The organism is Leptospira dzoumogneensis (assembly GCF_004770895.1).
In the GTDB taxonomy this organism is placed as follows: Bacteria; Spirochaetota; Leptospiria; order Leptospirales; family Leptospiraceae; genus Leptospira_B; species Leptospira_B dzoumogneensis.
Genome location: NZ_RQHS01000005.1, coordinates 463019 through 485457 on the forward strand (window position 1 = coordinate 463019; position 22439 = coordinate 485457).

Sequence of the window (22439 nt, forward strand, 5' to 3'; positions counted from 1 at the left end):
GGGAATGTCCTTTTCCCTAGGAGAGATAGAAGCCCGCATTCGGGAACTCCTAGCAAACGGTTTAACAGGTAATTCCCAGGATTTCCATGCGTGGATCCGTATGGACACTCTTCGAAAATTCAGAGAAGAGCCTTCTTTCTCACCTGACTGGGTTCCCACTACTCTAGATGCGCTTGTTACATCAGGAGAAGCAGCAAAAAGTAAATTAGATCCTAGAGAATATACTCTCTCTGCAGAATCCTCTCTCCGCAAAAAACCTTCCAAAAACGAAGAATACCTTCTACTCGGCCGCACCGAATTCCAACCGATGCAATATGTAAGAAGCAGAATGGAATCTTTCCTGAGAGCCAACGGAATTGACGAGGACCTGATCGTGGACCTGACAATCGGCTCCATCGAAGCAGTGGAGAATGCTGTCAAATATGGTGACGGCGGAAATGTAGAAGTCGCCTATACAATCGAAAAAAGTGGAATTTTTAAGATCCGACTGGTGAACAACCTAAGAGAATTGAATATCGAAGAAGATATAGAAAGAGGAAAATTTTCTTCCACCGCCACTCTAATGAGAGGGATGATGGTAATGCAAAAATTATTCGATAAAATGGATCTGGAAATCTTAGAGGATAAAAGACAGGCATTATTTATGGCCGAAAAAGTCCTTCCGAAGTAAATTCCGCGGCTTTTTAAGTTTTACACTTCTTCTATTTTCGGGTCTTTCTTTCTAAGAGTATGTCTTCGATTTTTAAAATACATTCCAACTATAAAGCGGCCGGGGACCAGGTCCAAGCCATAGAAAAAATAGGCCAGGCATTCAATAAGGGAGAAGATAAGGTCACCCTAGTGGGTGTGACAGGCTCCGGAAAAACATTCACTATGGCCCAGGTGATCGCAAATATGGGACTTCCTACCTTGGTTTTGTCGCATAACAAAACTTTGGCGGCACAGCTTTTCAGGGAATTTAAGGAGTTTTTCCCGGAGAATGCTGTGGAATACTTCGTTTCCTATTATGATTACTACCAACCTGAGGCTTACGTACCTTCTTCCGATACGTTTATAGAAAAAGATATGTCCATGAACGAGGAGATAGACAAGCTCAGACTTCGTGCTACTTCTTCTTTATTGGAAAGAGACGATGTAGTGATCGTAAGTTCAGTCTCTTGTATTTACGGTTTGGGATCTCCGGAAGAATATGTGAACTCCGTTGTCGCATTGAAAAAAGGAGATATTATAGATAGGGATCAGGTCATTCGCAAACTTCTTCATATACAATACAATCGTAATGATACTGATTTCTCCCGCGGGAATTTCAGAGTAAGAGGGGACTCTATCGAAGTTTATCCTGCGTATCATACGGACGCATTCCGGATCGAATTTTTCGGAGACGAGGTGGATTCGATTTCCAGGATCCATCCGGTTACCGCTCAAGTGATCGCAAAACAGGAAAAATGTTTTATCTATCCTGCAAAACACTTCATCATGTCTCCTCCATTGATAAAGGACGCTGTCAAAAGAATCAAAGATGAGATGGCGGAACAGGAGATCAAGTTCACCAAAGAGAATAAATTTTTAGAAGCACAACGTATCGTATCCAGAACGAATTACGATATGGAAATGCTGCAAGAGATGGGATATTGTAACGGGATCGAAAATTATTCACGTCATCTTACGGGAAGGAAAGAAGGAGAAAGACCTGCCTGTCTTATCGATTATTTCCGCGGAGATTTTTTACTCATAGTGGATGAGTCTCACGTTACAATTCCTCAGGTGGGGGGAATGTATGCAGGAGATAGAGCCCGTAAACAAACTCTGGTGGATTTCGGATTCAGATTACCTTCTGCCCTGGACAATAGACCTTTAAACTTTGCGGAATTTGAATCCTTAACTCCTAAAACTCTTTATGTATCCGCAACACCTGCGGATTACGAATTAGAAAAGAGTAAATCAAGAGTTGAACAGATCATTCGTCCTACGGGGCTTTTGGATCCGAATGTAGAAGTTCGGCCTACCAAAAATCAGGTAGAAGATCTTCTTATAGAGATCCGTAAAAGAATCGATCTGGGAGAAAGAGTACTCGTCACCACATTGACTAAGAAGATGTCTGAGGATCTTTCCGATTATTATAAAGAATTAGGACTCAAAGTCTCTTATCTACACTCCGAAGTGGATACATTAGAGAGGGTGGAGATCATCCGAGATCTTAGGAAGGGAATATATGACGTTCTAATCGGGATCAATCTTTTACGAGAAGGATTGGATATTCCCGAGGTCTCTCTGGTTGCTATTTTGGACGCGGACAAAGAAGGTTTTTTAAGAAATTATAAATCCTTAATACAGACGATAGGTCGGGCTGCGAGAAATATCAACGGAACTGCAGTGTTGTACGCGGATAAGATGACAGATTCTATGACCAGAGCCATAGAAGAGACCAAAAGAAGAAGGACCATCCAGGAAGAACATAACCAGAAATACAGGATCTCTCCTCAAACGATCAAAAAAGAAATCGCAGATATGATCGAAAGGACGGAAAAAGAACTGGCTCCCGAGGAATACGCTGCGGAAGAGATCAACAAAAAGTTCAGAGAGAAAAACTTCTCTTCTAAAGAGGAAATGAAAGAGAAGATCAGAGAAGAAATGTTAAAAGCAGCCAAGGAATTGGATTTCGAAAGAGCAGCACTTCTCAGAGACAAAATGCTTTCCATCAAATCGACTCCTACAGAGGAAAAATGAGATTAGACATTACACTTATCACTATAATAGTCACAGGAGCCATAAGCCTTTATACATTATATGTGGATCAGAACCTTTTAGACAAACTGATCCTAAGACCTTTCCGAGATTCTAAAGAAGGGAATTATTATACATTAGCCACCAGCGGATTCGTTCACGCTGATTTTACTCATCTATTATTCAATATGTTGACCCTTTATTTTTTCGGAAGGCATGTGGATATGGTGCTCGGTCCTTTAGGATTTATGGGGCTGTATTTAGCTAGTATCTTAATTGCAAATTTGGTTTCTTTCCAGAAAAATAAAGCGGACGCGAATTATGCGAGTTTAGGAGCTTCCGGTGGGACTTCCGGGATCGTATTTGCTTCTATCTTATTCTATCCTTATTCTAAAATTTTCTTTTTCTTTATACCGATCCCTATACCTGGACCTTTATATGCGATCTTGTATTTGGCATATTCTTATTATGCTTCTAAGAACAGGCAGGATGGGATCAATCACGATGCACATTTTTACGGGGCGCTGACTGGACTTGCGGTTGCGATCTTAGTACAACCGCTTTCATTGATTGCGTTCGTCCAATACGTGCTGAGTGCATTTATATAATAATTTTTTAAAATGCGAAAGGATCAGCCACCTTTCGCGATTTTGTCCTTTATAAAAGCCTTAAACTTATCCGAGCCGAAACTAACATCCATTTTGATGATCTCAGGAGCGAGATACGGATGTTTTTTCATAATATATTCTTCGATTGCGGCATACTTATCCGCTTTCGCTTTTAGAAGGATTTTGTTCTCGGAATCGATCGTGAGTTTACCTTCCCATTGGTACAAAAGAGCCACTTCCGGAAAAATGGTGCCGCTTACTATGATGCCAAGTTGGAGCATTTCCGCGATATACTCTTCCGCTAAGTCACGATCCGCCAGAGTAGTGAAGACTAAAATTTCTTGAGATGAAGACATGGTTCCTCCGAGAAAAAGGAGAATAAGAAGTATTCATTCTTTGTCCAGTCTTTCTTTGGGAAGATCGTATCAGTATCTAGGAGCGTTCGGATCCGAATAATTTCCTTTGCCCGAATTAGGCATAGAACCTCTGGAGCTAGAAGGAGTATAATCATCGCAAAGATTACTGCATTTTCCGATACAATCTTCTCTCTTTCGATCCACAGTAATTGCGGTAAAAACAGTCTCTACTTTAGGAATAGGATATTGGATCCAACATTGGCTCTTGCAGTTCCCATACTTGGCGGCACAATTCCGAGCGGTATTCTGATCGGAACCTGCGGAGATCATCATATCGAAAAGTTCCTGCTCTTCTCTGGTCTTGAATTCTCCCTTTTTGCCTCTTTTGGACAATTCTTGTTTGCTTAAGTTAGCATCTCCCGCTTCCGGAAAATCCTCCGCTGAAGCTTTTCCTTTAATTTTGCCGGATTCGTCGGAGCTCCAATCCACTGTGAAAAAGCAGTTTAGAATAAAGAAGAATAGTAATATTCCGAATTTAATTTTCATCAGATCTTTAAAAAACTAAACCTTTGGGATTAGGATTTACCAAATATTTTCGTCGTTTAACAAATAAATACATCATTTTTGCACTCTTTTACATTGAAATCGGCTGGAAAAAAATTTCCAAACCAGGTCTCAATAGTATTGAATGTAGGATAACCTACAATAGAGTCTGTCTAAGTAGTACTTAAGACCTAAGAAATCGATTGGAGGGTCTTTTTAGTGAGTAGTTTTTTTACAAGTACATCAGTAAAACGTTTCTTTCTTCTCTCCTTACTTATTCTTTTTATTTCAAATTGTAGCGCCCTGGACTGGGGTTGGGTAAGACTCCCTTCCGGGCTTGCCTGGGACCAAAACGAAACCTTAGATAGAAATCCTGTAGAAGGCTTTCGAGTGGAATTTCCGGAAGAATTGGGACTGGATTCCAGACCCTTAGTGGAATTTTCCAAAAAACTCAGGAAAGAAAAAACGGAGGTCCGTTCTCTTCTCATTTTGAAGGAAGGGAACCTGGTATTCGAAAGATATGCAGGTGGGATCTCAAGAAATCATAATCATAATATGTACTCCGTGACCAAATCAGTGGTCTCCCTATTATTAGGGATCTGTTATACGAATGATTGTGGAGTGGACTTGGAAGATAGCCTTTCTTCGGCAGAGTCCGGTTTACCTGGCCTTCTTCCCTCCGAATTGAAAGGAAAAGAATCCATCCGACTTAAAGATGCATTACGTATGAGTTCCGGAATGGGCTGGGATTCCTTTCCTAAAAAAGAAGATATCAGAACCGACGCAGACCCGCTTGCGATCGCTTGGACCCCAGTGGTATCTTCCGCACCCGGAACTAAATTCGAATATTCTAATGGAGATACCCAATTAGTTGCTGGTTATCTGGAAGCCAAAACAGGCAAAACATTATACGAATACTCTAAGAGCACTGCATTCTCCTGGTTAGGTTTTAAAGGAGAAGAATGGAATACATCCAAATCGGGCAGACAGACCGCAGGTTTCGGACTTCGACTGAGACCTATCGATATGGCTAAGTTAGGACAACTTTATCTGGATGGAGGAAAATGGTATGGACGTCAGGTATTAAAACCTGAATGGATCGCCATGACCTTAGAGCCTGGAGTAGAAAAAAGATACGGACTTCAATTCTGGCTGCATGAATTCGAAGGAAAGCCTAGCTTCATGGCAAACGGAAAAGGTGGTCAGTTCATCTATGTGATCCCTCATCGTAAGATTGTTTTAGTGATGACCAGTGCAATTTGGGACAAGGCACCCGATCTAGTTTTAAATTCCGCTTTGGATGCGATCAAGGCATCTTTGGCATCTACGGATAAGATCCCTTCTCCGGACAGGGAAGAAGCGCTTCTTAGAGAGTTAAAAATATCCGCCAGAACTTCTTTAGACCCCAAGCTTAAAGAAGGGGCGGATGAAACAAGGATTGCAGCAGAACCGGGGATGAAACAAAATCATCCTTAAATGAAGACCGTTCTAATCCCGATCCCTCAAATCGATTTCGATCCCACAGAAGTATCCGTACCTTGGAAGGTCCTAAAAGAAAAAGGATATAAGATCCTATTTGCAACTCCAAGCGGAACCTCCGGAGAGGCGGATTTTAGGATGGTAACCGGAAAAGGTTTAGGTATTCTTTCTCCGGTTTTAAGGGCGAAAAATGATGACGTTCTTCTGTATAGAGAATTAGAAAAATCGAATGAATTCTTAAATCCCAAAAAGTATGAATCTGTTAAATCGGACTCCTTTGATGTACTGCTTCTTCCCGGAGGACATGCAAAAGGAATGAGGGTTTATCTGGAATCGGAACCTTTGCAGAAATTGGTGGGAAATACATTCGCAGAAGGAAAACCAGTGGCTGCGATCTGTCATGGAGTGCTTCTAGCTGCAAGATCCAAAAATCCTAAAACGAAAAAGTCCAGCTTATACGGATTCAAAACTACAGGACTTCTCAAGTCCCAGGAACTTCTGGCTTGGAATTTAACTAGAGCTTGGCTTGGGGATTATTATAGAACTTATCCTACGCCGTTGCAGGACGAGGTAATTTCCTTTTTAGAATCCAAAGTGGATTTCCAAGAAGGGCCTATGCCTATTGCACGAGATAGTTTTTCTAATATTAAACCGGGGTTCAGTGTTTTAGATAAGTCTTATCTTTCCGCTAGATGGCCCGGAGATGCTCATAAGTTTGCCTCTGAACTTCCCGAATTCTTCGGATAATTGTGGTTTTTGATTTTCCTTTAATATAGTTTAGGCATATTGACTAAAGAGGGATCCCTCCGCCGATAATCATGAGTTCCAAAGAACATTACATTTTTCTGGATGTAGGAGACACTCTCCTTACAATGAAAAAGCCCGCAGGAGAAGTGTACTTCGAAGTTCTAAAAGAATTCGGATTGGATGGTTCCAAACATCCAAACGGTTATATGGAAAGAGCGTTTCGTAAGGCATATGCTCACATGACGCGTCATCCACTTCCTGACTTCAGAGATAAGTTCCATGCTCATACAGATGGAAGCGAAGGCTGGTGGAGAGAGTTACTCGGCTTCTTCTTAAAAGAAATAGGATCCGATCTGGAACCGGATCCTATTTTCCAGTCCATATTCAAACGTTTTGATGAACCTTCCGTTTGGGAAATAGACCCAGGCTTTTTCGAATTGGTAGAATTTGCAAAACAAAGAGGTTCCGGTCTTGGGATCATTTCCAACTGGGATCATAGACTTAAACAATTGTTAGCAAGCGTAGGTGTTCTGGATTATTTTTATCCGGTAATTGTTTCCGCAGAATTCGGATACGAAAAACCTTCTCCCTTGATCTTCCAAGAAGCGGAGAAGATCGTGGGACTTTCTCCGGACAAATTGGTCTACTGCGGAGACAAGGTGGAGTTGGATATCCTGCCGACACGTTCTAGGGGATGGACTGCGTTTCATAAACATGTGGAAGGAGATATCCGTGATCTGGGAGAGCTGACCTCTATACTAAAAAAAGTGTAGTTTATTCCCTTTCGAATTCTTTTCTACCTCCAAACAAGTCTAACCGAATACAAAAAAAAATCGAGTTAGAATAAAAATGAAAGTGCTCGCAGTCTCCGGAAGTTTAAGAAAAGGATCTTCCAATACAGCCTTATTACTCGCAGCAAAAAGGATCGCAAATGATTCTTTGCAAATCACACTCGCAGATCCGATAGATCGGATCCCTCACTTCAATCCCGACTTAGATACGGATTCTCCTCCTAAAGAAGTTATAGAATGGAGAAAAGAACTGAAAGAAGCGGACGCCATTCTTTTTTCGAGCCCTGAATATGCGTTTGCGATCCCGGGAGTTCTGAAGAATGCACTGGATTGGATCGTATCCAGTGCGGAACTTTATGGAAAGCCTGTCGGGCTGATCAATGCATCTCCCGGCTATGGAGGAGCTTCCAAAGCCCAGGAAGCTTTTTTACATTTATTGAATGTACTTACGGTTAAGATAAACGATGATTGTGTTCTAAGTATTCCTTCCGTGAACAAGAAGGTGGATCCGGAAGGAAATATCATGGACGAACAAACGGAGAAAGAACTTCGGATTTGTTTGGAAAGCCTGGAACGTTTGGTCCAAGATTCTAAACTTTCCTGAATCTCCCAGAACCTGCCCGATGTCCCCAGGCGAATATCCCTAAAAGGATGTAAAATCGTTAGAAAATGGAAGAAAAGTTCGTAAAATTCTGTTTTATTGTTATAAATCCTATATTTTAAATAAATAATCCGTTATAGCGAATAAAATCCTTGCAATATTCTGTGAAGTTAACCATAACTGAAATCAGGAGTATCGATTATGGCACTTAGATTAGGTGATGTGGCCCCGGATTTCCATGCAGAAACTTCCGAAGGACCGATAGAATTTCATAAATATTTGGGAGAAGGTTGGGGAATCTTATTCTCTCACCCGAAAGATTATACTCCCGTTTGTACTACAGAACTTGGTTACGTTGCGAAGATTAAACCGGAATTCGAAAAGAGAAATGTTAAGGTTCTCGCGTTGTCTGTTGATCCAGTAGACTCACATAAAGGTTGGATCGGAGATATCAACGAAACCCAAAACACTACTGTAAACTATCCTATCATAGCGGATGCGGACAAAAAAGTTTCCGGTCTTTATGATATGATCCACCCGAATGCAAGCGAGACTACTACAGTTCGTTCCGTATTCGTGATCGGTCCGGATAAAAAAGTGAAACTGACCTTAACGTATCCTGCATCTACTGGAAGAAACTTCGATGAACTTTTGAGAGTGATCGATTCTCTCCAATTGACTGCGAATTACAGTGTTGCTACACCTGCAAACTGGAAACATGGAGAGGACGTAATCATAGTTCCTTCTGTTTCCGACGAAGATGCTGAGAAAAAATTCCCGAAAGGTTTTAAGAAAATTAAACCTTATTTGAGATATACTCCTCAGCCGAATAAGTAAGAAAGGAACAAATGCCTGTTTCAAAAAGGAGTCTTCGGACTCCTTTTTTATTATATTCTATTTTTATAAAGTACTTCCGGAATATTAATTCCGGAAGCGATATTCCGATAAAAAGTACGCGCGGAAATCACTATTCCGCACCTGAGCCTCATAGCGGGGAAATTTGAATTGCAAGCTTCTCCGTAAGGAGCATAATTATGGCAATGCCTATGTTTCGCAGGGTACCGCGAAAATTGGAAGAAGTATTAGGTGACGAAGGAGCGGATGAATTTGTGGATTTTATCAACGATTCTTTCGCGGCTAATAAGGAGATTGTAATGGAACTCGTTTTCGAAAGATTTGAGAAGAGACTCTCGGAAGAATTGAACGTATTTCGAGCCGAATATAAAGCGGAAATTGCAGAACTTCGAATAGATATGCATAAACTCATCGCTTCTCAGACAAAATGGATGGTAGGCGCGATCATAGCTTTGACCGGAATTTTTTCGATCATAGTTAAATTATAATTTCACGAAAGAGTTTCAAGATTTGGAAAGTCTTTGGATAGACCTTGCAGCGATCTCTTTTCTAAGATCTTGGGCCTTTTTCTTAGATGCCCTAGTTTCTGAAACTAGGTCCGCGTTGGCTGTTTTAGGATGCCCGCTTAAAAAAGGAGGTTCGGGGTTGTATTCGATCATAAGTTGGATTTCTTCTGCGGCGTTTTGGCCCTGGATCTCTGCTACCACCTGGAGCGCAAAATCGATCCCTGCAGTGACTCCTCCTCCAGTGATTCGATCTCGATCGATGATTACTCTATCTTCTTTCACATCGATTTGGGGAAAAAGTTTTAGCACATCCAAGGAGAGCCAATGTGTGGTGGCTTTGTATCCATTTAATAAACCTGCTGCGGCAAGAACCAAAGAACCGGTGCATACAGAACTAATGTATTTGGAGGATTTAGATTTTTCCCTCAGCCAGTTTAGGATCTTTTCGTTTTCCATGAGTCGATTCACACCGAGTCCGCCTGGAACTAAAACCAGATCCAAATTTAAGTTTTCTTCCAGACTTTTGTCCGGAAGAATGAAAAGTCCTCTTTCAGAAGGAATTGGTTCTTTGGTTTCTGCAATTACGTAAACTTTGGAATTTTTCATTCTGGAAAATACTTCGTAAGGACCTACAAAATCCAGAGGAGTTAAATCAGGAAAGATAAGTAATCCGATATTGAACGATTCTTGCATAGATATATGGGATATGATTCGGGAGAGTCTTCAAGTCGAATTCGAAGGAAAATTTTCTTCCTCTGCCACTCTAATGAGAGGTGGATGAAAACCTTTTTTAGGAAATTCAAATGAAGGGGAGAAGTTACACTAATTGATAAATATCTGGGATATTCGGGGAATATCTTCCCAATATCCTAATTTGGTATATTCCGAATTGGGAAGTAGAATTAGTTTTGCTTGGCTAAAACAATCTACACCGAAGAATATAAGATTTTCCAAAAGTTGCTAAAGAAAGCGCGGGAAGAAGCGGGCCTGACCCAAGTGGATGTTGCCGAAGCGCTCAAAACACCACAATCTTTCATTTCAAAAGTAGAGGCTGGAGACAGAAGGATAGACGTTATCGAATTCTGGAACCTGGCAAAACTATATAAAAAGCCGGTGGATTTCTTCTTCAAGTTTGATGATAAATCAGAACTTAAATCCAAGAAAAAGTCTCTCAAAGCTGCAAGCTCTACTAAAAGAAAGTCCAAATAACTTATATCAATCGATCCGTTGGACTTCCAACCAAATATCTTTCTTAGAAAAGAATAGCCAAGAACCGCGGTTCTTGTAAAAAAATCCAATTGCCTTTTAGGCAAAAAGCTAAATGAAATCGAATCGAATCTTATATCCCTGGGCCTATTGGGTCGTACTGATCTTTATTGCATTTTTTTCCTTTTGGGCAGGAAGATTCGGTTTAGAAAATATGGATATTCCCTTTTCGGATATTGGTTCTGAAAAGGAAAATGTCTCCGATTTACATGAGTTTGCAAGGCCCCGTTTAATTCTTAAAAACGTTCGATTTTATTGGCAGAAGGATATATTCGTAGATGCCGATCGTCTTTCTCTCGAGGCAATTCCTAAAAGCGGAGAAATCCTTCCTTTCGATCGACCTGAACTTTTTACGCTCAAAATCTTAAACGGAAATATCAAGATCTCATTTGAGAGTTTGGAAAAACTGATGAACGGAAGATTATTCTCCTTTCCGGAATCCACTCTTCGTAAAATTAAACTTCGTCCGATTTTTCATAATGGTGTTTGGAAACTTAAAATTTCGGGAGAGGTCAAACTTGTGGTCTGGGTTTCCTTTGAAGGGATTGCTACAGTCAAGATCGATCCCGAATCCGGCAGGATCTTGGTGGAGAATGAATCCGTTAGAGCATTGTTAAATCCTTATACAAAAGAACTTTTAAATACTGTCGGTGTATCCATCGAGGACCTGGTCCGCTTTCCTAAAGGGAAAGGTTTGGTCTTTTCAGGAAACAAAGTGTTTTTTGAACCTTTTTCAGTTTTTCCCGACCCTGAAGTGGAGGGCAAGATCAAGGATCTCAAATTGGATGAAAATGCCTTAGGTATCGAGTTCATCGCGGAACAAGAGGTTCCCTCTCCTAAAACAAATTCCAAAAATTATATTTATGTTACCGGTGGAAAATTACTCTTCGGAGGGATTCAAGTCCACCAGGGCAGGGTCTTACTCCTAGACAGGGAAGAATCCTCTCTGTTCGAGTTCTGCTTTTCGGAATATAAAAAAGCATTGTCTCTCTCCAATGTAAAAATGGAGGAAGACGGACGTATCCTTATCTCTATGCCTGATGTTCCTCCTCTTGAATAATTCTTTTTATAAATAAAATATTTCCAATTTCGCAAAAATCCCTAAAATCCGGAACGTTCTTCTCCGAACTCGGTCCTCTTGTTGAAGAGGATGTTTATGGATCTTTTCACTTCCAAACTTAGATTTGTTCTTTTTTACGTTAGTAGTTGTTTGCTTCTTTTTGGGATTTTTTTAACGAGTTGTATCTCTCCTCAATTTGCAATGGGCGGCGGTGGGATGAGTCCTTATCCTTCCGATTTTGTTTATAAAGGAGACCTGTTCGGTTTACAAAATTGTTTGAGAGCAGGTTATTCAGTAGATACAAGGGATCCTTTTACTCGGAATTTTACTCCTTTGATGATCGCGGCGAGAGAAGGTGAAGTAGAGATCGCAGAATTTTTAGTTCGGAACGGCGCGGATATCAACGCCAAAACTAGGGACGGTCACACTGCACTCATGATGGCTGTTTATAATCGGAACCTGGATATAGTTAAACTTCTTCTGAAGAATGGTGCGAATGTTCATATCAAAAGTAAACAAGGTCACACTGCGTTTTCGGAAGCTAGTTTAGAAGAATCCATTCAGATCAAGGAACTACTTCTTCCGTATGAGATCGGTCCAAAAAGATGAAATCAGCATTTCAGATCGTTCTGGTTCTTTTATTTCTTGAATCTTGTATGAATGATGATCGCTGCACTGGGGATTGTGATAAAAATTTTTCTATGTGCCTTCTAGTGGCAAGTAATGAAAATTCTTTGGGGATTGCGGTCGTCTGCCAAATGATGTGTGATACTTGTAAATCCAATTGTCATACTGTGACTTCTTCTTCCGGAAGGACAACCAGCACTTCAAGAGGAGGTTCCTCCGGAGGCGGCGGTGGGGGAGGAGGCTCAGGGGGAGATGGAGGCGGTGGCGGCCATGGTGGTGGAGGCCACGGCGGCAGCGAGATCATAGTCTTCTAAAATATTTTCAAAATATTCTAAACAAAAAAAGAAACCGAGTTTTCTCGGTTTCCAATTTATGAGCTATTATGAAAAACTTATATAGATCTACTTTGCAAATCCTATCTCGGAGCCAACGGGGGTTTTTTCGTAATCTTCCTTCTTCCCTGCTACCTCATCAAAATAAGTTTCGTAATTCGGGAAATTTGTTCCCATAATCCTGTCCCAGAAATTGAAATAGAGGCTATAGTTTCCATGAAACTTTTGGTGATGAAGGTTATGATGTGTGGAAGTGTTGATCCATTTTGTGATCGGATGACTTGCCCAGCCTTTTGGGAGAAATTCATATCCTAGATGCCACCATATATTCATGATCATCGCATAGAATGTATGGAAAATAAACACTCCGAAATGGATCGGGACTAAACTGATGAATGGAACTATATAGATCGCTTCTAAAAATGCTTCCGCCCAATGGAAATTATAAGCAGCTAAAGGAGAAGGATTTACGGATTTATGATGGATTGCATGTACGAATGTATAAACTTTTTTGTGATGCATTAACCTATGAGCCCAATAGAACCAAGTCTCATGCCAGACAGTGATCAAAATATAACTTAAGATCGCGTAAGCCCAGCCTCTTTCGGAGATATCGAAGTAAAGCGCTCTAGGAAGGTATCCTAATTTTTGAAGGCTGAAAGAAACGACTGCAACCAAGCTGAACATTACCATCGTAACAGCGGATTGTTTGATCTCGAATACTACCTTCTCCCATTTTGGAAAATTTTTCTGGATCCTATACTTTTCAAAGTAACCCTTTTTCCAAACCCAGAATATAAAGAATGCAAGTCCTGCTAAAGGATAGTATCTAATGAAGTTCATAGAAAGTTGGAATAGTCCGAAATTCCGAACGCATTCCCAACCGAAATCACAAGCGTTGATTGCCATTTTTCCTCCGATTTCTGTATTCAGTTTACGGCGGAATGAATAAGAAATCGTCCTCCCCGATCGGAGCGGAATAAAATATACGTCCAGACCGATCGAAACGGACTATTTGGACTTATTTTTGCGGATCTTGTTTCTGTATTCGGAGGGTGTAAATCCGGTCTCCTTTCGGAAAACCTCGTTAAAAGCGGATTTGGAGCCAAATCCTGAGGAGTAGGCTATGGACAATAAAACTTCGGCAGGATCTGATTCTATTTTCTTTTTGGCTTCTTTTACCCTGTATTCGTTCAGTAATTGAAAGAAATTTTTTCCAATTTCATTGTTCAGATATTCAGAAAGTTGGTGCGTACTGATCTCTAATTTGCCCGCCAAAAATCCAAGGGTCAGATCTTCCTTTAAGAATACCTTCTCCTTTTGAAATAGGTCCTCTAAGTTTTGTTTGATACCTTCTAGGTCGAGGCCGCCGAGTTGGGAGGCTCTGTATTTTTTCTCTTCCTCTACCACTCTTTGTACTTCTAAAAAAAATTCAGGGAATCCTTGGCGTAGAATGTACAAAGAACATAAAAATATCCCAACTAAAGAACCGACTCCTTCTAAACCTCTGATAGATCCTAAAATTACGGAAATGGATCCGTATAATAAAATGATCAAAATACAGACGCTTACTCCTAAGATAGTAAGCATTCTTGCGTCCTTGTATATTACTGAAAGTCTGAAACCCCAAAACAAACGAAAGAATGTGGAAAGTAAAAATGCGAACATGACTCCCATTGTACTTAAGACTGGGATTTTTAAAAATAATGGAAGGCCTGTTTCTTGTAGGCTTTTGAGTAATTCGATCTTTTCAGGACCTCCTGAAAAATAAAAAGGAGACATCCATAAAAATATCACAATAGCAGGGATCATCTTCAGATAAAATATTTTTTTGGATTCAGGAGTATTTCCCATGGCAAGGAGAAGATAACGTTCTATAAAAGGCCCCATGAGTCCCGAAACAGGAAGATGTGTTAGATACAGACCCGGAAAGTAGACGATCATCTTGCAAGTGAGTAAGAATGCGTGAGATAGAAAGATACCAACTAAGAAAAAAATAATGGCGAGTAAGTTTTGTTTTTCTCCTCTGGGAGAAGAAAAAACTTCTCCCAAAGAAAATAGAAATGCGAGTCCGATCGAAAAGACTAAGAATAAGGAAGTATAAGATTGGATTCCGAACTCATTCATACCGTAATTTCCGAGATGCCAACCTTCTCCGCGACCTTTACTAAAGATAGGTCCGCAGAATATAATTTTGCACTTCCTAATACGCAACTTGCAAGCAAATGTGCGTCTATCCAGCCGATTCCGAGTCCCGCCAATGAATTTCTTTCCGAAAATATCATGGCCTCTTTATGGTTTGCGATCGGAACTTCTTTCAATTGAGCATATTCAGTTAGGAAAGAATTCTTATTCTTAAAATTTCCCAAACTGAGTTCTCCCTCTACCATGGGATGACGTCTGACTAAGCCCAGGCGCAGAAGTTCTACCAGTTTGGGATCCGACTTACGTATATGATTGATCCAAACGGAAGTGTCTACGAGCACCGCCGTCATTTAGGAGATTTTTTGCGGGTAGGGCCTTCTGCTTTTGGATCGGTTCCGCCTAAGAGAGCCATTCTTTCTGCGGATTTTTCTCGAATCAATGCACGCAATCCTTCTTGAACGAGACGTGTCTTTTCAAGGATCCCGGTATAGTCTTGGGCGGTGGAGATCAGCTCGTCTGGAATGTATAGGGTGGTTTTGACAGCTAACATATATGGTAATATATGGCGAAAGAGGCCATATGTCAAGAGGATGGGGGCGGAAAATTGATTATTGGGAGGAAATGTTGTTCCGCATTGAGACTGGCAGGGAAAATTTAGAAAGTACGTTACCTTCTCCCTAAATGAATCGTATACTTATGTCGCATATCGTGAGTCTTCGCTAACAGCGGGGAGCAAAAATCCTCCTTCCTTGCATAAATAATGCCATCTGGCTGGGAATCTTGGCTAAAACCTTGACCAGGGACCCTGGGTAAAAATACTGTGTATTTCTAGCTCCTCTTCCGGGAGCGGGTAAAGAGACATGCCCTCTTAGCTCAGCGGTAGAGCACTTCCATGGTAAGGAAGGGGTCACCAGTTCAAGCCTGGTAGAGGGCTAAGTTCGAATAGGTCTGTAGTTTAATGGTAGAACAAGGATCTCCAAAGTCCTTGGTGGGAGTTCGATTCTCTCCAGACCTGGAGTTTTTCCGCAGGTTCTTTGAGATTTAGGAAGGATTTATAGTGAAGTTTGGCGCATTTATACAAGAATGTAGAGAAGAACTAAAAAAAGTTCAGTGGCCGAATAGACAAGAGGTGATGCAGTCCACCATCGTAGTTCTAGTCACAGTGTTATTTTTCTCTGCTTTCCTATTCTTTTCGGATACTGCGTTTGTGAAGCTTCTTACCGGATTCTGGAATCTGTAAGAACTTAGGATTAGTGTGATTATGATGGCTGATTTGAAATGGTATGCGTTACAGACTTATTCCGGTCACGAGAATAAGGTCCAGAAAAATCTGGAAAAGCTGATCCAACAGCGCAAGCTGGAGGAAAAGATTTCTCAAGTGCGTATTCCTACCATGGAAGTCGCCGAGATGAAGAACGGCAAAAAGAAGGTCACTAAGAAGAAACTTATGCCGGGCTATGTTCTTGTTGAGATGGATATGGACGAGGACCTTCGATTCATGATCCAAAGTCTTCCTTCTGTTTCCACTTTTGTGGGATCAAAAGATGGAGGACCTGAACCTCTTTCCGTTGACGAAGTGAAAAATCTTTTCGCGGAAACCGGAGAGTTCCAATCAGAGGAGCCAGTTACTCCTCGATTATTGTTTAAAGTGGGAGACAGCCTGAAGATTATCGACGGCCCTTTCGCGAATTTTACCGGAGTCGTAGACGAGATCTTCCCGGACAAAGGAAGACTCAGAGTGAAGGTGGAGATTTTCGGACGCTCTACCCCTGTGGAATTAGATTATCTACAGGTCAAAACCGAACCCTGACCGGTGGGAGAACCGGGAGAAACAAATAAGGTGTTTCGCCAATGGCAGCAAAAAAAGTAGTAAAGCAGATTAAGCTCCAGGTTGAAGCCGGTAAGGCCAACCCTGCTCCTCCAGTCGGACCGGCTCTCGGTCAGGCAGGATTGAACATCATGGAGTTCTGCAAGCAGTTCAACGAAAGAAGTAAGTCCCAAATCGGGTACAAACTTCCTGTTGTAATTACAGTATTCTCCGACAGGAGTTTTACATTCATTACCAAGTCTCCTCCGGCAGCTCTTCTTGTTAAGAAAGCGATCGGATTAGAGTCTGGTTCCGCAACTCCTCATACCACTAAGGTAGGGAAGATTTCTCGTAAGCAATTAGAAGAAATTGCTAAAACCAAAATGGAAGACTTAAACGCGAATGATCTGGACGCAGCTGTTCAAATTATCGCCGGAACTTGTCGTTCTATGGGCGTTACGGTAGAGGGTTAATTCATGAAACGCGGAAAAAAATATCGCGCGGCTAAAGAGAAAGTCGACGCAACTAAAGTTTATCCGATCGATAAAGCTGTAGAATTGGCTCAGGCTACTTCTTATTCTAAATTCGATGGAACAATAGAAATCTCTACGAAAGTAAATTATAAATCTCTCCAAAACGTGAGGGGAACTATTTCTCTTCCTCACGGAACCGGTAAACTGGTTCGGGTCCTTGTTTTCTGTAAGGGAGACAAACAAAACGACGCGAAAAACGCAGGTGCGGAATTCGTGGGCGATATGGACCTGATCGAGAAAGTTGCCGGCGGTTGGACCGACTTCGACGCTTGCGTTGCTACTCCCGATATGATGAAGGAAGTAGGTAAGCTGGGACCGATCTTAGGACGTAAAGGTTTAATGCCTAAGCCTAAGGCTGGAACAGTTACTAACGATGTAGCTAAAGCAGTCGGCGAACTGAAATCAGGACGTATCGAATATCGTCCGGACAAAGGCGGAGTCGTTCACCTAGGTGTTGGTAAAGTCAGTTTTGATCATACCAAACTAGTAGAGAACATTCGTACAGTAGTTCAAACTCTTCTCCGGGATAAACCTTCGGATGCAAAGGGTGATTATCTGAAAACTTTCTCCGTTTCCCCGACTATGGGTGCAGGCGTGAAAGTAGACGTTAAGGAACTGGTCAACACATCCATTTAAGGATGTAGTAGACGGGAGTAGGAACAATGCCCAGCCAGGAAAAAATTGAAGCAGTTGCCGAGTTAAAAGGCAGATTAGAAAAACGTAGCGACTTTATCCTAGCCAGCTACAGCGGACTTACAGTAGAAGAGATCACAAATCTTCGCGCGAAACTTCGTAAAGAAGGATCCGAGATGAAAGTGATTAAGAACAATCTCTTCCTACTCGCATTAAAAGAATCCGAGAAGCATAAGGATAAGAACATCGCCTTTGGATCCGAATACCAAGGACCTCTAGCGGCGATTTTCTCCGATGCGAATCTTCCGAACGCAGCGAAGATCCTAAAAGAATACGCTAAGACGAATAAAAATCTTATTCTGAAAGCGGGTTACTTAGACGGATCCGTTCTGAACGCGGATGATGTGGAAGCAATCGCAGGTCTTCCGTCAAGAGAGCAACTCTTGGCTCAGATCGCAGGCGGTATCAACGGTCCGGCAAGAAGCATCGCTTCCGGTCTGAACCAAATTATCGCAGGACTTGCAAGAGCTATCCAAGCTGTCGCAGAGAAGAACAATCAGTAAGAACCAATTTTAGTAAGTAAGTAGTTTAAAGGACCAAACGGAATCAAAGGAGCACCAAATGTCTACCACTGAAGCGTTATTAGAGCAACTCGGCAAACTTACCCTTGTGGAAGCAGCCGATCTAGTTAAAAAAATGGAGGAGAAGTTCGGAATTTCCGCAGCGGCTCCAGTAGCAGTAGCAGCTGCAGCACCAGCAGGTGGCGGAGCAGCGGCAGGAGCAGATGAGCCTGCTTCTTTCAACGTTGTATTAAAAGGTTTCGGCGATAAAAAAATCGAAGTTATCAAGGTTGTTCGCGAGATCACTGGTCTTGGCTTGAAAGAAGCAAAAGATCTAGTAGAAGCTGGCGGAAAGTCTGTTAAAGACGGCGTTGCGAAAGCAGAAGCTGACGACATTAAAAAGAAATTAGAAGCTGTCGGAGCTCAAATCGAACTTAAGGCTGTCTAATCAGGGAGCCGAGGCTTTGTCTCCTCGATATCTGATTACAATCCTTTCACTCAGGCAAGGAGGCCAGCGTACTTCCTTGCCTTATTGCATTTTTTCGCGCAGTTATAATTTTCCATCATCCCAGGGAGCACACGAATGTACGGTCAAGTAGAAAGAAAACGGGTAAACTTCGGTAAGATCACCAATTTGGATTACCTTCCTAACTTGATTCAGATTCAGAAGAAGTCTTTCGATTGGTTTCTTCAATCAGAAGTTAAGGATCCCACTAAAAGAAAAAATCAGGGATTAGAAGCGGTTTTTAGAGAAACCTTCCCTATTGAAAGTCCGAACAACGACATGGTGATGGAATACAGTCACTATGTTCTAGGAGACGCTAAAAAATCTCCTCAAGAATGTAAGGACACAGATGCTACTTTTGCTCTTCCTTTAAAAGCGGTTATTCGACTCATCATCAAGGAAACCGGAGAGATCCGCGAGCAGGTCGTCTATATGGGCGATCTTCCTGTAATGACTGAGCAGGGAACTTTTATCATCAATGGAGCCGAGCGTGTTGTAGTTTCTCAGCTTCACCGTTCCCCAGGTATCTTCTTCTCTTATGATGAAGAAAGAGATACTTACTCCGCCAGAGTGATCCCTTATCGCGGATCCTGGTTGGAATTCGAAATGGACAATAAGGGAATTTTGGTCGCTAAAATTGACCGTAAGAAAAAATTCCCTGCGACTCTTCTTGTTAAGTCTTTAGGACACGGAACAAACGAAGAGATCTTGCGTCTTTTTTACAAATCCTCCAAAGCAAAAATCGGAGGAGCTTCTACTAAGGAACTCAAACGTCTGATCGGACGTAGAGTGATCGCTGATGTGATCAATATGGAAACCGGAGAGGTAATGCTCGATGCCGGTTCCAAGATCAACGAAGATAATATCTCCATCTTAAAAGAGATGAAGGTGAAGGAAGTTGAATTAGTAGAATATCCTAAAGACAAGGATAATCCTGTTTTAGTGAACTGCTTGGAAAAAGACGGAGTCAACGATTACGAAGACGCAGTTCTGAAATTCCACGGGATCATGAGACAGGGTGAACCTTCTACGATCGAGAACGCAGAAGCAGAATTGAATCGTCTATTCTTCTCTCCTAAATCTTTCGATTTGGGTGATGTAGGTCGTTACAAGATCAATAGCAAATTCGAATTCAATAATCCTAAAGAATTCACAAGTGCAACAGAAAGAGTTCTGCGTCCTGCGGATATCATTGAGACAGTACGTTACCTTCTCAACCTGATCTCTGAAACAGAGAATTACTATCCGGATGATATTGACCACTTAGGAAACCGTCGTATTCGTTCTGTTGGTGAGTTGATCGCTAACCAATTGAAAGTCGGTTTCACTCGTGTTGAAAGAGTGATCAAAGAAAGAATGACTGTCCAAGAAGTTGGAACTCAAACACCACAACTTCTGATCTCAATCAAACCAATCACTGCAGTTATCAACGAGTTCTTCGGATCCAGCCAATTGTCCCAGTTTATGGATCAGACAAACCCTCTGGCAGAACTCACTCACAAACGTCGTTTGAACGCTTTAGGACCTGGAGGTCTTTCCAGAGATAGAGCAGGATTCGAGGTGCGTGACGTTCACTATAGCCACTATGGCCGTATGTGTCCGATTGAAACTCCTGAAGGTCCAAACATCGGACTCATTCTCTCCATGTCTTCCTATGCGAGAGTGAACGATTATGGATTTTTGGAAACTCCTTACAGAGTAGTAAAAAACAGCAAAGTATCCAATAATATAGAATACTTAACCGCAGATAAGGAAGAATATCATTCTATCGCGGTATCTTCTTCTCCTGTAGATGAAAAGGGAGAGTTTAAAAATAAACTGATCTCTACTCGTCACAGATCGGATTACCCTTTCCGCAACCCGAACGAGATCCAATACATGGACTTAGCTCCAATGCAGGTGGTATCCGTTTCTACTGCGCTGATCCCATTCTTAGAGCATGATGACGCGAACCGCGCACTCATGGGTTCTAACATGCAACGTCAGGCGGTTCCTCTTCTTAGACAAGAAGCTCCGTTCGTTGGAACGGGAATGGAAACTCGTGCAGCTTACGATTCTCGTATTTGTATCATCTCCAGACATGAAGGTGTGGTTACATACGTAGATGCGGAGAAGGTGGTAATCGAGCGTAAAGGCGGAAAAGAATCCGACACTTACGATCTTACTAAATTCAAAAAAACCAACCAAGGTACTTGTTTCAACCAAACCCCGGTAGTGGGAGTGGTTCACTCAGAGATCGACGGTAAAGTTACTAAAGTCAGCAAAGAGAAAATCGAGGTGACTGCGGATAACGGAAACGTTCGCGAGTATAATCTGATCTCCGGTAATAAACAATACCAACCGATCGTTTCTAACGGCGAAGAAGTTCGCAGAGGAACTACTATCGCAGGACAAATCGTTTCCGGCGAAAGAATGGATGAGAATGGTAACATTCTACAAAAGGGGACTGTTCTTGCGGACGGTCCTGCGGTAGACAATGGAACCCTCGCACTTGGACGTAACGTTCTTGTGGCATTCATGCCTTGGGAAGGTTACAACTTCGAGGATGCGATCCTAATCTCCGAGAAAGTTGTAAAAGACGATATTTTCTCTTCTATCCACATCGAAGAGTTCGAGATCCAAGCGAGAGAAACCAAACTTGGACAAGAACAAATCACAAGAGATATTCCGAATCTTTCGGACAAGGCTTTCCGTGATCTAGATGAAACCGGTGTGATCCGTGTCGGTGCGGAAGTAAAACCGGGAGATATCCTGGTAGGTATGGTGACTCCTAAGGGAGAAACAGATCTAACTCCTGAATACAAACTTCTTCACTCCATCTTCGGTGAGAAGGCGAAAGAAGTAAGAGATTCTTCTCTTCGTATGCCGAACGGTTTCGAAGGAACTGTAATCGATATCAAACGTTTCTCACGCGAGAAGGGAGATGAACTTCCTGCCGGTGTAGAAGAAATGGTGAAAGTTTTCGTAGCTCGTAAACGTAAACTTCTGGTCGGAGATAAAATGGCAGGACGCCACGGTAACAAGGGTGTCGTTGCACGTATCATGGCGGAAGAAGACATGCCTTACATGGAAGACGGTACTCCAATGGATATCGTTCTGAACCCGTTAGGTGTTCCTTCTCGTATGAACCTCGGACAGATTTTCGAAACCCAACTAGGACTTGCTGCAAGCAAACTAGGGATCAATTTCGAAACTCCGGTTTTCGACGGAGCTACTGAAGCGGATGTAGAGAAGTATTGCAAAGAAGCAAATCTTCCTCTCAGCTCTAAATTCAAATTATACGACGGACGTACCGGATTACCTTTCATGAACGAGGTATTCTGCGGTTACATCTACATGTTGAAACTCGCTCACTTGGTGGACGATAAGATCCACGCTCGTTCTACCGGACCTTACTCTTTGGTTACTCAACAACCACTCGGAGGAAAGGCTCAGTTCGGTGGTCAGCGTTTGGGAGAGATGGAGGTCTGGGCTCTCGAAGCTTACGGCGCTTCTCATACTCTTCAGGAACTTCTTACCATCAAGTCGGACGATATGCTCGGAAGAGCAAGAATCTACGAAGCTATCGTTAAAGGGATCCATTCCATTAAACCTGGAATTCCGGAATCCTTCAACGTATTGGTGCAGGAACTCAGGGGACTTGCATTGGATATCGTCATCACCGACTCGGAAGGTAACAGCGTTGATATCTCCGACTACGAAGACGAATATTCCAAGAGCAAGAAGAAGATTAAGTTCGAAACGATCGAGAACGCCTAAGG

General features: G+C 42.0%; 27 protein-coding genes and 2 tRNA genes. 22 read left to right on the forward strand and 7 right to left on the reverse strand.

From position 1 onward, the window contains the following. Positions 1-4: 4 nt before the first annotated feature. From EHR06_RS03535 to EHR06_RS03545, 3 genes are read left to right on the forward strand one after another with little or no spacing between them, the layout of a single operon-like run. On the forward strand, positions 5-670 hold the full coding sequence (locus EHR06_RS03535; protein WP_135755744.1) for an ATP-binding protein: 666 nt from the start codon (positions 5-7) through the stop codon (positions 668-670). A 59-nt stretch (positions 671-729) separates the two neighbouring features. Beyond that, positions 730-2727, forward strand: coding sequence for an excinuclease ABC subunit UvrB (gene uvrB, locus EHR06_RS03540; protein ID WP_135755745.1), 1998 nt, complete (start codon positions 730-732; stop codon positions 2725-2727). Continuing rightward, positions 2724-3332: a rhomboid family intramembrane serine protease gene (locus EHR06_RS03545; protein ID WP_135755746.1), complete on the forward strand. Its 609-nt coding sequence runs from the start codon at positions 2724-2726 to the stop codon at positions 3330-3332. The genes uvrB and EHR06_RS03545 overlap by 4 nt, the downstream gene beginning before the upstream one ends. 23 nt (positions 3333-3355) lie before the next feature. Here the strand turns inward: EHR06_RS03545 and cutA are convergent, their stop codons facing one another. Both cutA and EHR06_RS03555 read right to left on the reverse strand, forming a co-directional pair. Beyond that, the gene (cutA, locus tag EHR06_RS03550) at positions 3356-3688 is read right to left on the reverse strand and encodes a divalent-cation tolerance protein CutA (protein WP_008593982.1); all 333 of its coding nucleotides are present in this window, start codon (positions 3686-3688) and stop codon (positions 3356-3358) included. 69 nt (positions 3689-3757) lie between these two features. Continuing rightward, a complete protein-coding gene (locus tag EHR06_RS03555; protein WP_135755747.1) occupies positions 3758-4234 on the reverse strand; it encodes an LIC_10730 family protein in 477 nt (158 codons plus the stop codon). A 216-nt stretch (positions 4235-4450) separates the two neighbouring features. Here EHR06_RS03555 and EHR06_RS03560 point away from each other — a divergent pair, with 216 nt between their 5' ends. The 6 genes from EHR06_RS03560 (at position 4451) to EHR06_RS03585 (ending at position 9192) form a co-directional block, all read left to right on the forward strand. After that, positions 4451-5707 carry a serine hydrolase domain-containing protein gene (locus tag EHR06_RS03560; protein ID WP_135755748.1) on the forward strand — a complete coding sequence of 419 codons (1257 nt, stop codon included), beginning with the start codon at positions 4451-4453 and terminating at the stop codon, positions 5705-5707. Then, the gene (locus EHR06_RS03565; RefSeq protein WP_135755749.1) at positions 5708-6457 is read left to right on the forward strand and encodes a type 1 glutamine amidotransferase domain-containing protein; all 750 of its coding nucleotides are present in this window, start codon (positions 5708-5710) and stop codon (positions 6455-6457) included. It begins immediately after the preceding gene. 71 nt (positions 6458-6528) lie between these two features. Further along, positions 6529-7230 carry an HAD-IA family hydrolase gene (locus EHR06_RS03570; protein ID WP_135755750.1) on the forward strand — a complete coding sequence of 234 codons (702 nt, stop codon included), beginning with the start codon at positions 6529-6531 and terminating at the stop codon, positions 7228-7230. A gap of 76 nt (positions 7231-7306) precedes the next feature. Further along, positions 7307-7852, forward strand: coding sequence for an NADPH-dependent FMN reductase (locus tag EHR06_RS03575; RefSeq protein WP_135755751.1), 546 nt, complete (start codon positions 7307-7309; stop codon positions 7850-7852). Positions 7853-8050: 198 nt separating this feature from the next. Then, on the forward strand, positions 8051-8686 hold the full coding sequence (locus EHR06_RS03580) for a peroxiredoxin (protein ID WP_135755752.1): 636 nt from the start codon (positions 8051-8053) through the stop codon (positions 8684-8686). A 209-nt stretch (positions 8687-8895) separates the two neighbouring features. Further along, on the forward strand, positions 8896-9192 hold the full coding sequence (locus EHR06_RS03585) for an LA_3696 family protein (RefSeq protein ID WP_425269476.1): 297 nt from the start codon (positions 8896-8898) through the stop codon (positions 9190-9192). 15 nt (positions 9193-9207) lie between these two features. Here EHR06_RS03585 and EHR06_RS03590 read toward each other — a convergent pair whose 3' ends face one another. Beyond that, positions 9208-9903, reverse strand: a complete 696-nt coding sequence (locus EHR06_RS03590; protein WP_135755754.1) for a DJ-1/PfpI family protein — start codon at positions 9901-9903, stop codon at positions 9208-9210. A 219-nt stretch (positions 9904-10122) separates the two neighbouring features. On the opposite strand from EHR06_RS03590, the gene EHR06_RS03595 reads away from it, so the two are divergent. The 4 genes from EHR06_RS03595 to EHR06_RS03610 all read left to right on the forward strand — a co-directional run bounded on the left by EHR06_RS03595 (position 10123) and on the right by EHR06_RS03610 (position 12477). Beyond that, entirely contained in the window at positions 10123-10419 is a 297-nt protein-coding gene (locus EHR06_RS03595; RefSeq protein ID WP_135755755.1) for a helix-turn-helix domain-containing protein, read from the forward strand. A gap of 112 nt (positions 10420-10531) precedes the next feature. Beyond that, entirely contained in the window at positions 10532-11536 is a 1005-nt protein-coding gene (locus EHR06_RS03600) for a hypothetical protein (RefSeq protein WP_135755756.1), read from the forward strand. A gap of 96 nt (positions 11537-11632) precedes the next feature. Then, complete coding sequence (locus EHR06_RS03605; RefSeq protein WP_135755757.1) at positions 11633-12145, forward strand: ankyrin repeat domain-containing protein; 513 nt, start codon at positions 11633-11635, stop codon at positions 12143-12145. Beyond that, the gene (locus EHR06_RS03610; RefSeq protein ID WP_244288479.1) at positions 12142-12477 is read left to right on the forward strand and encodes a hypothetical protein; all 336 of its coding nucleotides are present in this window, start codon (positions 12142-12144) and stop codon (positions 12475-12477) included. The genes EHR06_RS03605 and EHR06_RS03610 overlap by 4 nt, the downstream gene beginning before the upstream one ends. A gap of 87 nt (positions 12478-12564) precedes the next feature. Here the strand turns inward: EHR06_RS03610 and EHR06_RS03615 are convergent, their stop codons facing one another. The 4 genes from EHR06_RS03615 to EHR06_RS03630 form a co-directional block, all read right to left on the reverse strand. After that, positions 12565-13404 carry a sterol desaturase family protein gene (locus EHR06_RS03615; protein WP_135755758.1) on the reverse strand — a complete coding sequence of 280 codons (840 nt, stop codon included), beginning with the start codon at positions 13402-13404 and terminating at the stop codon, positions 12565-12567. A 102-nt stretch (positions 13405-13506) separates the two neighbouring features. Beyond that, complete coding sequence (locus tag EHR06_RS03620; protein WP_135755759.1) at positions 13507-14622, reverse strand: helix-turn-helix domain-containing protein; 1116 nt, start codon at positions 14620-14622, stop codon at positions 13507-13509. After that, positions 14619-14990 (reverse strand): type II toxin-antitoxin system VapC family toxin, encoded by a 372-nt coding sequence (locus EHR06_RS03625; RefSeq protein ID WP_135755760.1) that lies wholly within the window; start codon positions 14988-14990, stop codon positions 14619-14621. The genes EHR06_RS03620 and EHR06_RS03625 overlap by 4 nt, the downstream gene beginning before the upstream one ends. Next, positions 14987-15190, reverse strand: a complete 204-nt coding sequence (locus EHR06_RS03630) for a type II toxin-antitoxin system VapB family antitoxin (RefSeq protein WP_135755761.1) — start codon at positions 15188-15190, stop codon at positions 14987-14989. The genes EHR06_RS03625 and EHR06_RS03630 overlap by 4 nt, the downstream gene beginning before the upstream one ends. Before the next feature lie 312 nt (positions 15191-15502). Between EHR06_RS03630 and EHR06_RS03635 the strand changes: the two genes are divergently transcribed. From EHR06_RS03635 to rpoB, 9 genes are all read left to right on the forward strand, one after another. Continuing rightward, a tRNA-Thr gene (locus EHR06_RS03635) sits at positions 15503-15574 on the forward strand. Between the two features lie 10 nt (positions 15575-15584). Next, positions 15585-15655, forward strand: a tRNA-Trp gene (locus EHR06_RS03640). Between the two features lie 42 nt (positions 15656-15697). Next, on the forward strand, positions 15698-15880 hold the full coding sequence (secE, locus tag EHR06_RS03645) for a preprotein translocase subunit SecE (protein ID WP_008595351.1): 183 nt from the start codon (positions 15698-15700) through the stop codon (positions 15878-15880). 24 nt (positions 15881-15904) lie between these two features. Beyond that, complete coding sequence (gene nusG, locus EHR06_RS03650; RefSeq protein ID WP_020770487.1) at positions 15905-16450, forward strand: transcription termination/antitermination protein NusG; 546 nt, start codon at positions 15905-15907, stop codon at positions 16448-16450. A 41-nt stretch (positions 16451-16491) separates the two neighbouring features. Continuing rightward, positions 16492-16920, forward strand: a complete 429-nt coding sequence (gene rplK / locus EHR06_RS03655) for a 50S ribosomal protein L11 (RefSeq protein WP_100709196.1) — start codon at positions 16492-16494, stop codon at positions 16918-16920. A gap of 3 nt (positions 16921-16923) precedes the next feature. Further along, entirely contained in the window at positions 16924-17616 is a 693-nt protein-coding gene (gene rplA / locus EHR06_RS03660; protein ID WP_100709197.1) for a 50S ribosomal protein L1, read from the forward strand. A 26-nt stretch (positions 17617-17642) separates the two neighbouring features. Beyond that, positions 17643-18176 (forward strand): 50S ribosomal protein L10, encoded by a 534-nt coding sequence (gene rplJ / locus EHR06_RS03665; protein WP_086448168.1) that lies wholly within the window; start codon positions 17643-17645, stop codon positions 18174-18176. Between the two features lie 58 nt (positions 18177-18234). Then, entirely contained in the window at positions 18235-18621 is a 387-nt protein-coding gene (gene rplL / locus EHR06_RS03670; protein ID WP_008595726.1) for a 50S ribosomal protein L7/L12, read from the forward strand. 135 nt (positions 18622-18756) lie between these two features. After that, complete coding sequence (gene rpoB, locus EHR06_RS03675) at positions 18757-22437, forward strand: DNA-directed RNA polymerase subunit beta (RefSeq protein WP_135755762.1); 3681 nt, start codon at positions 18757-18759, stop codon at positions 22435-22437. The last annotated feature ends 2 nt before the right edge of the window (positions 22438-22439 follow it).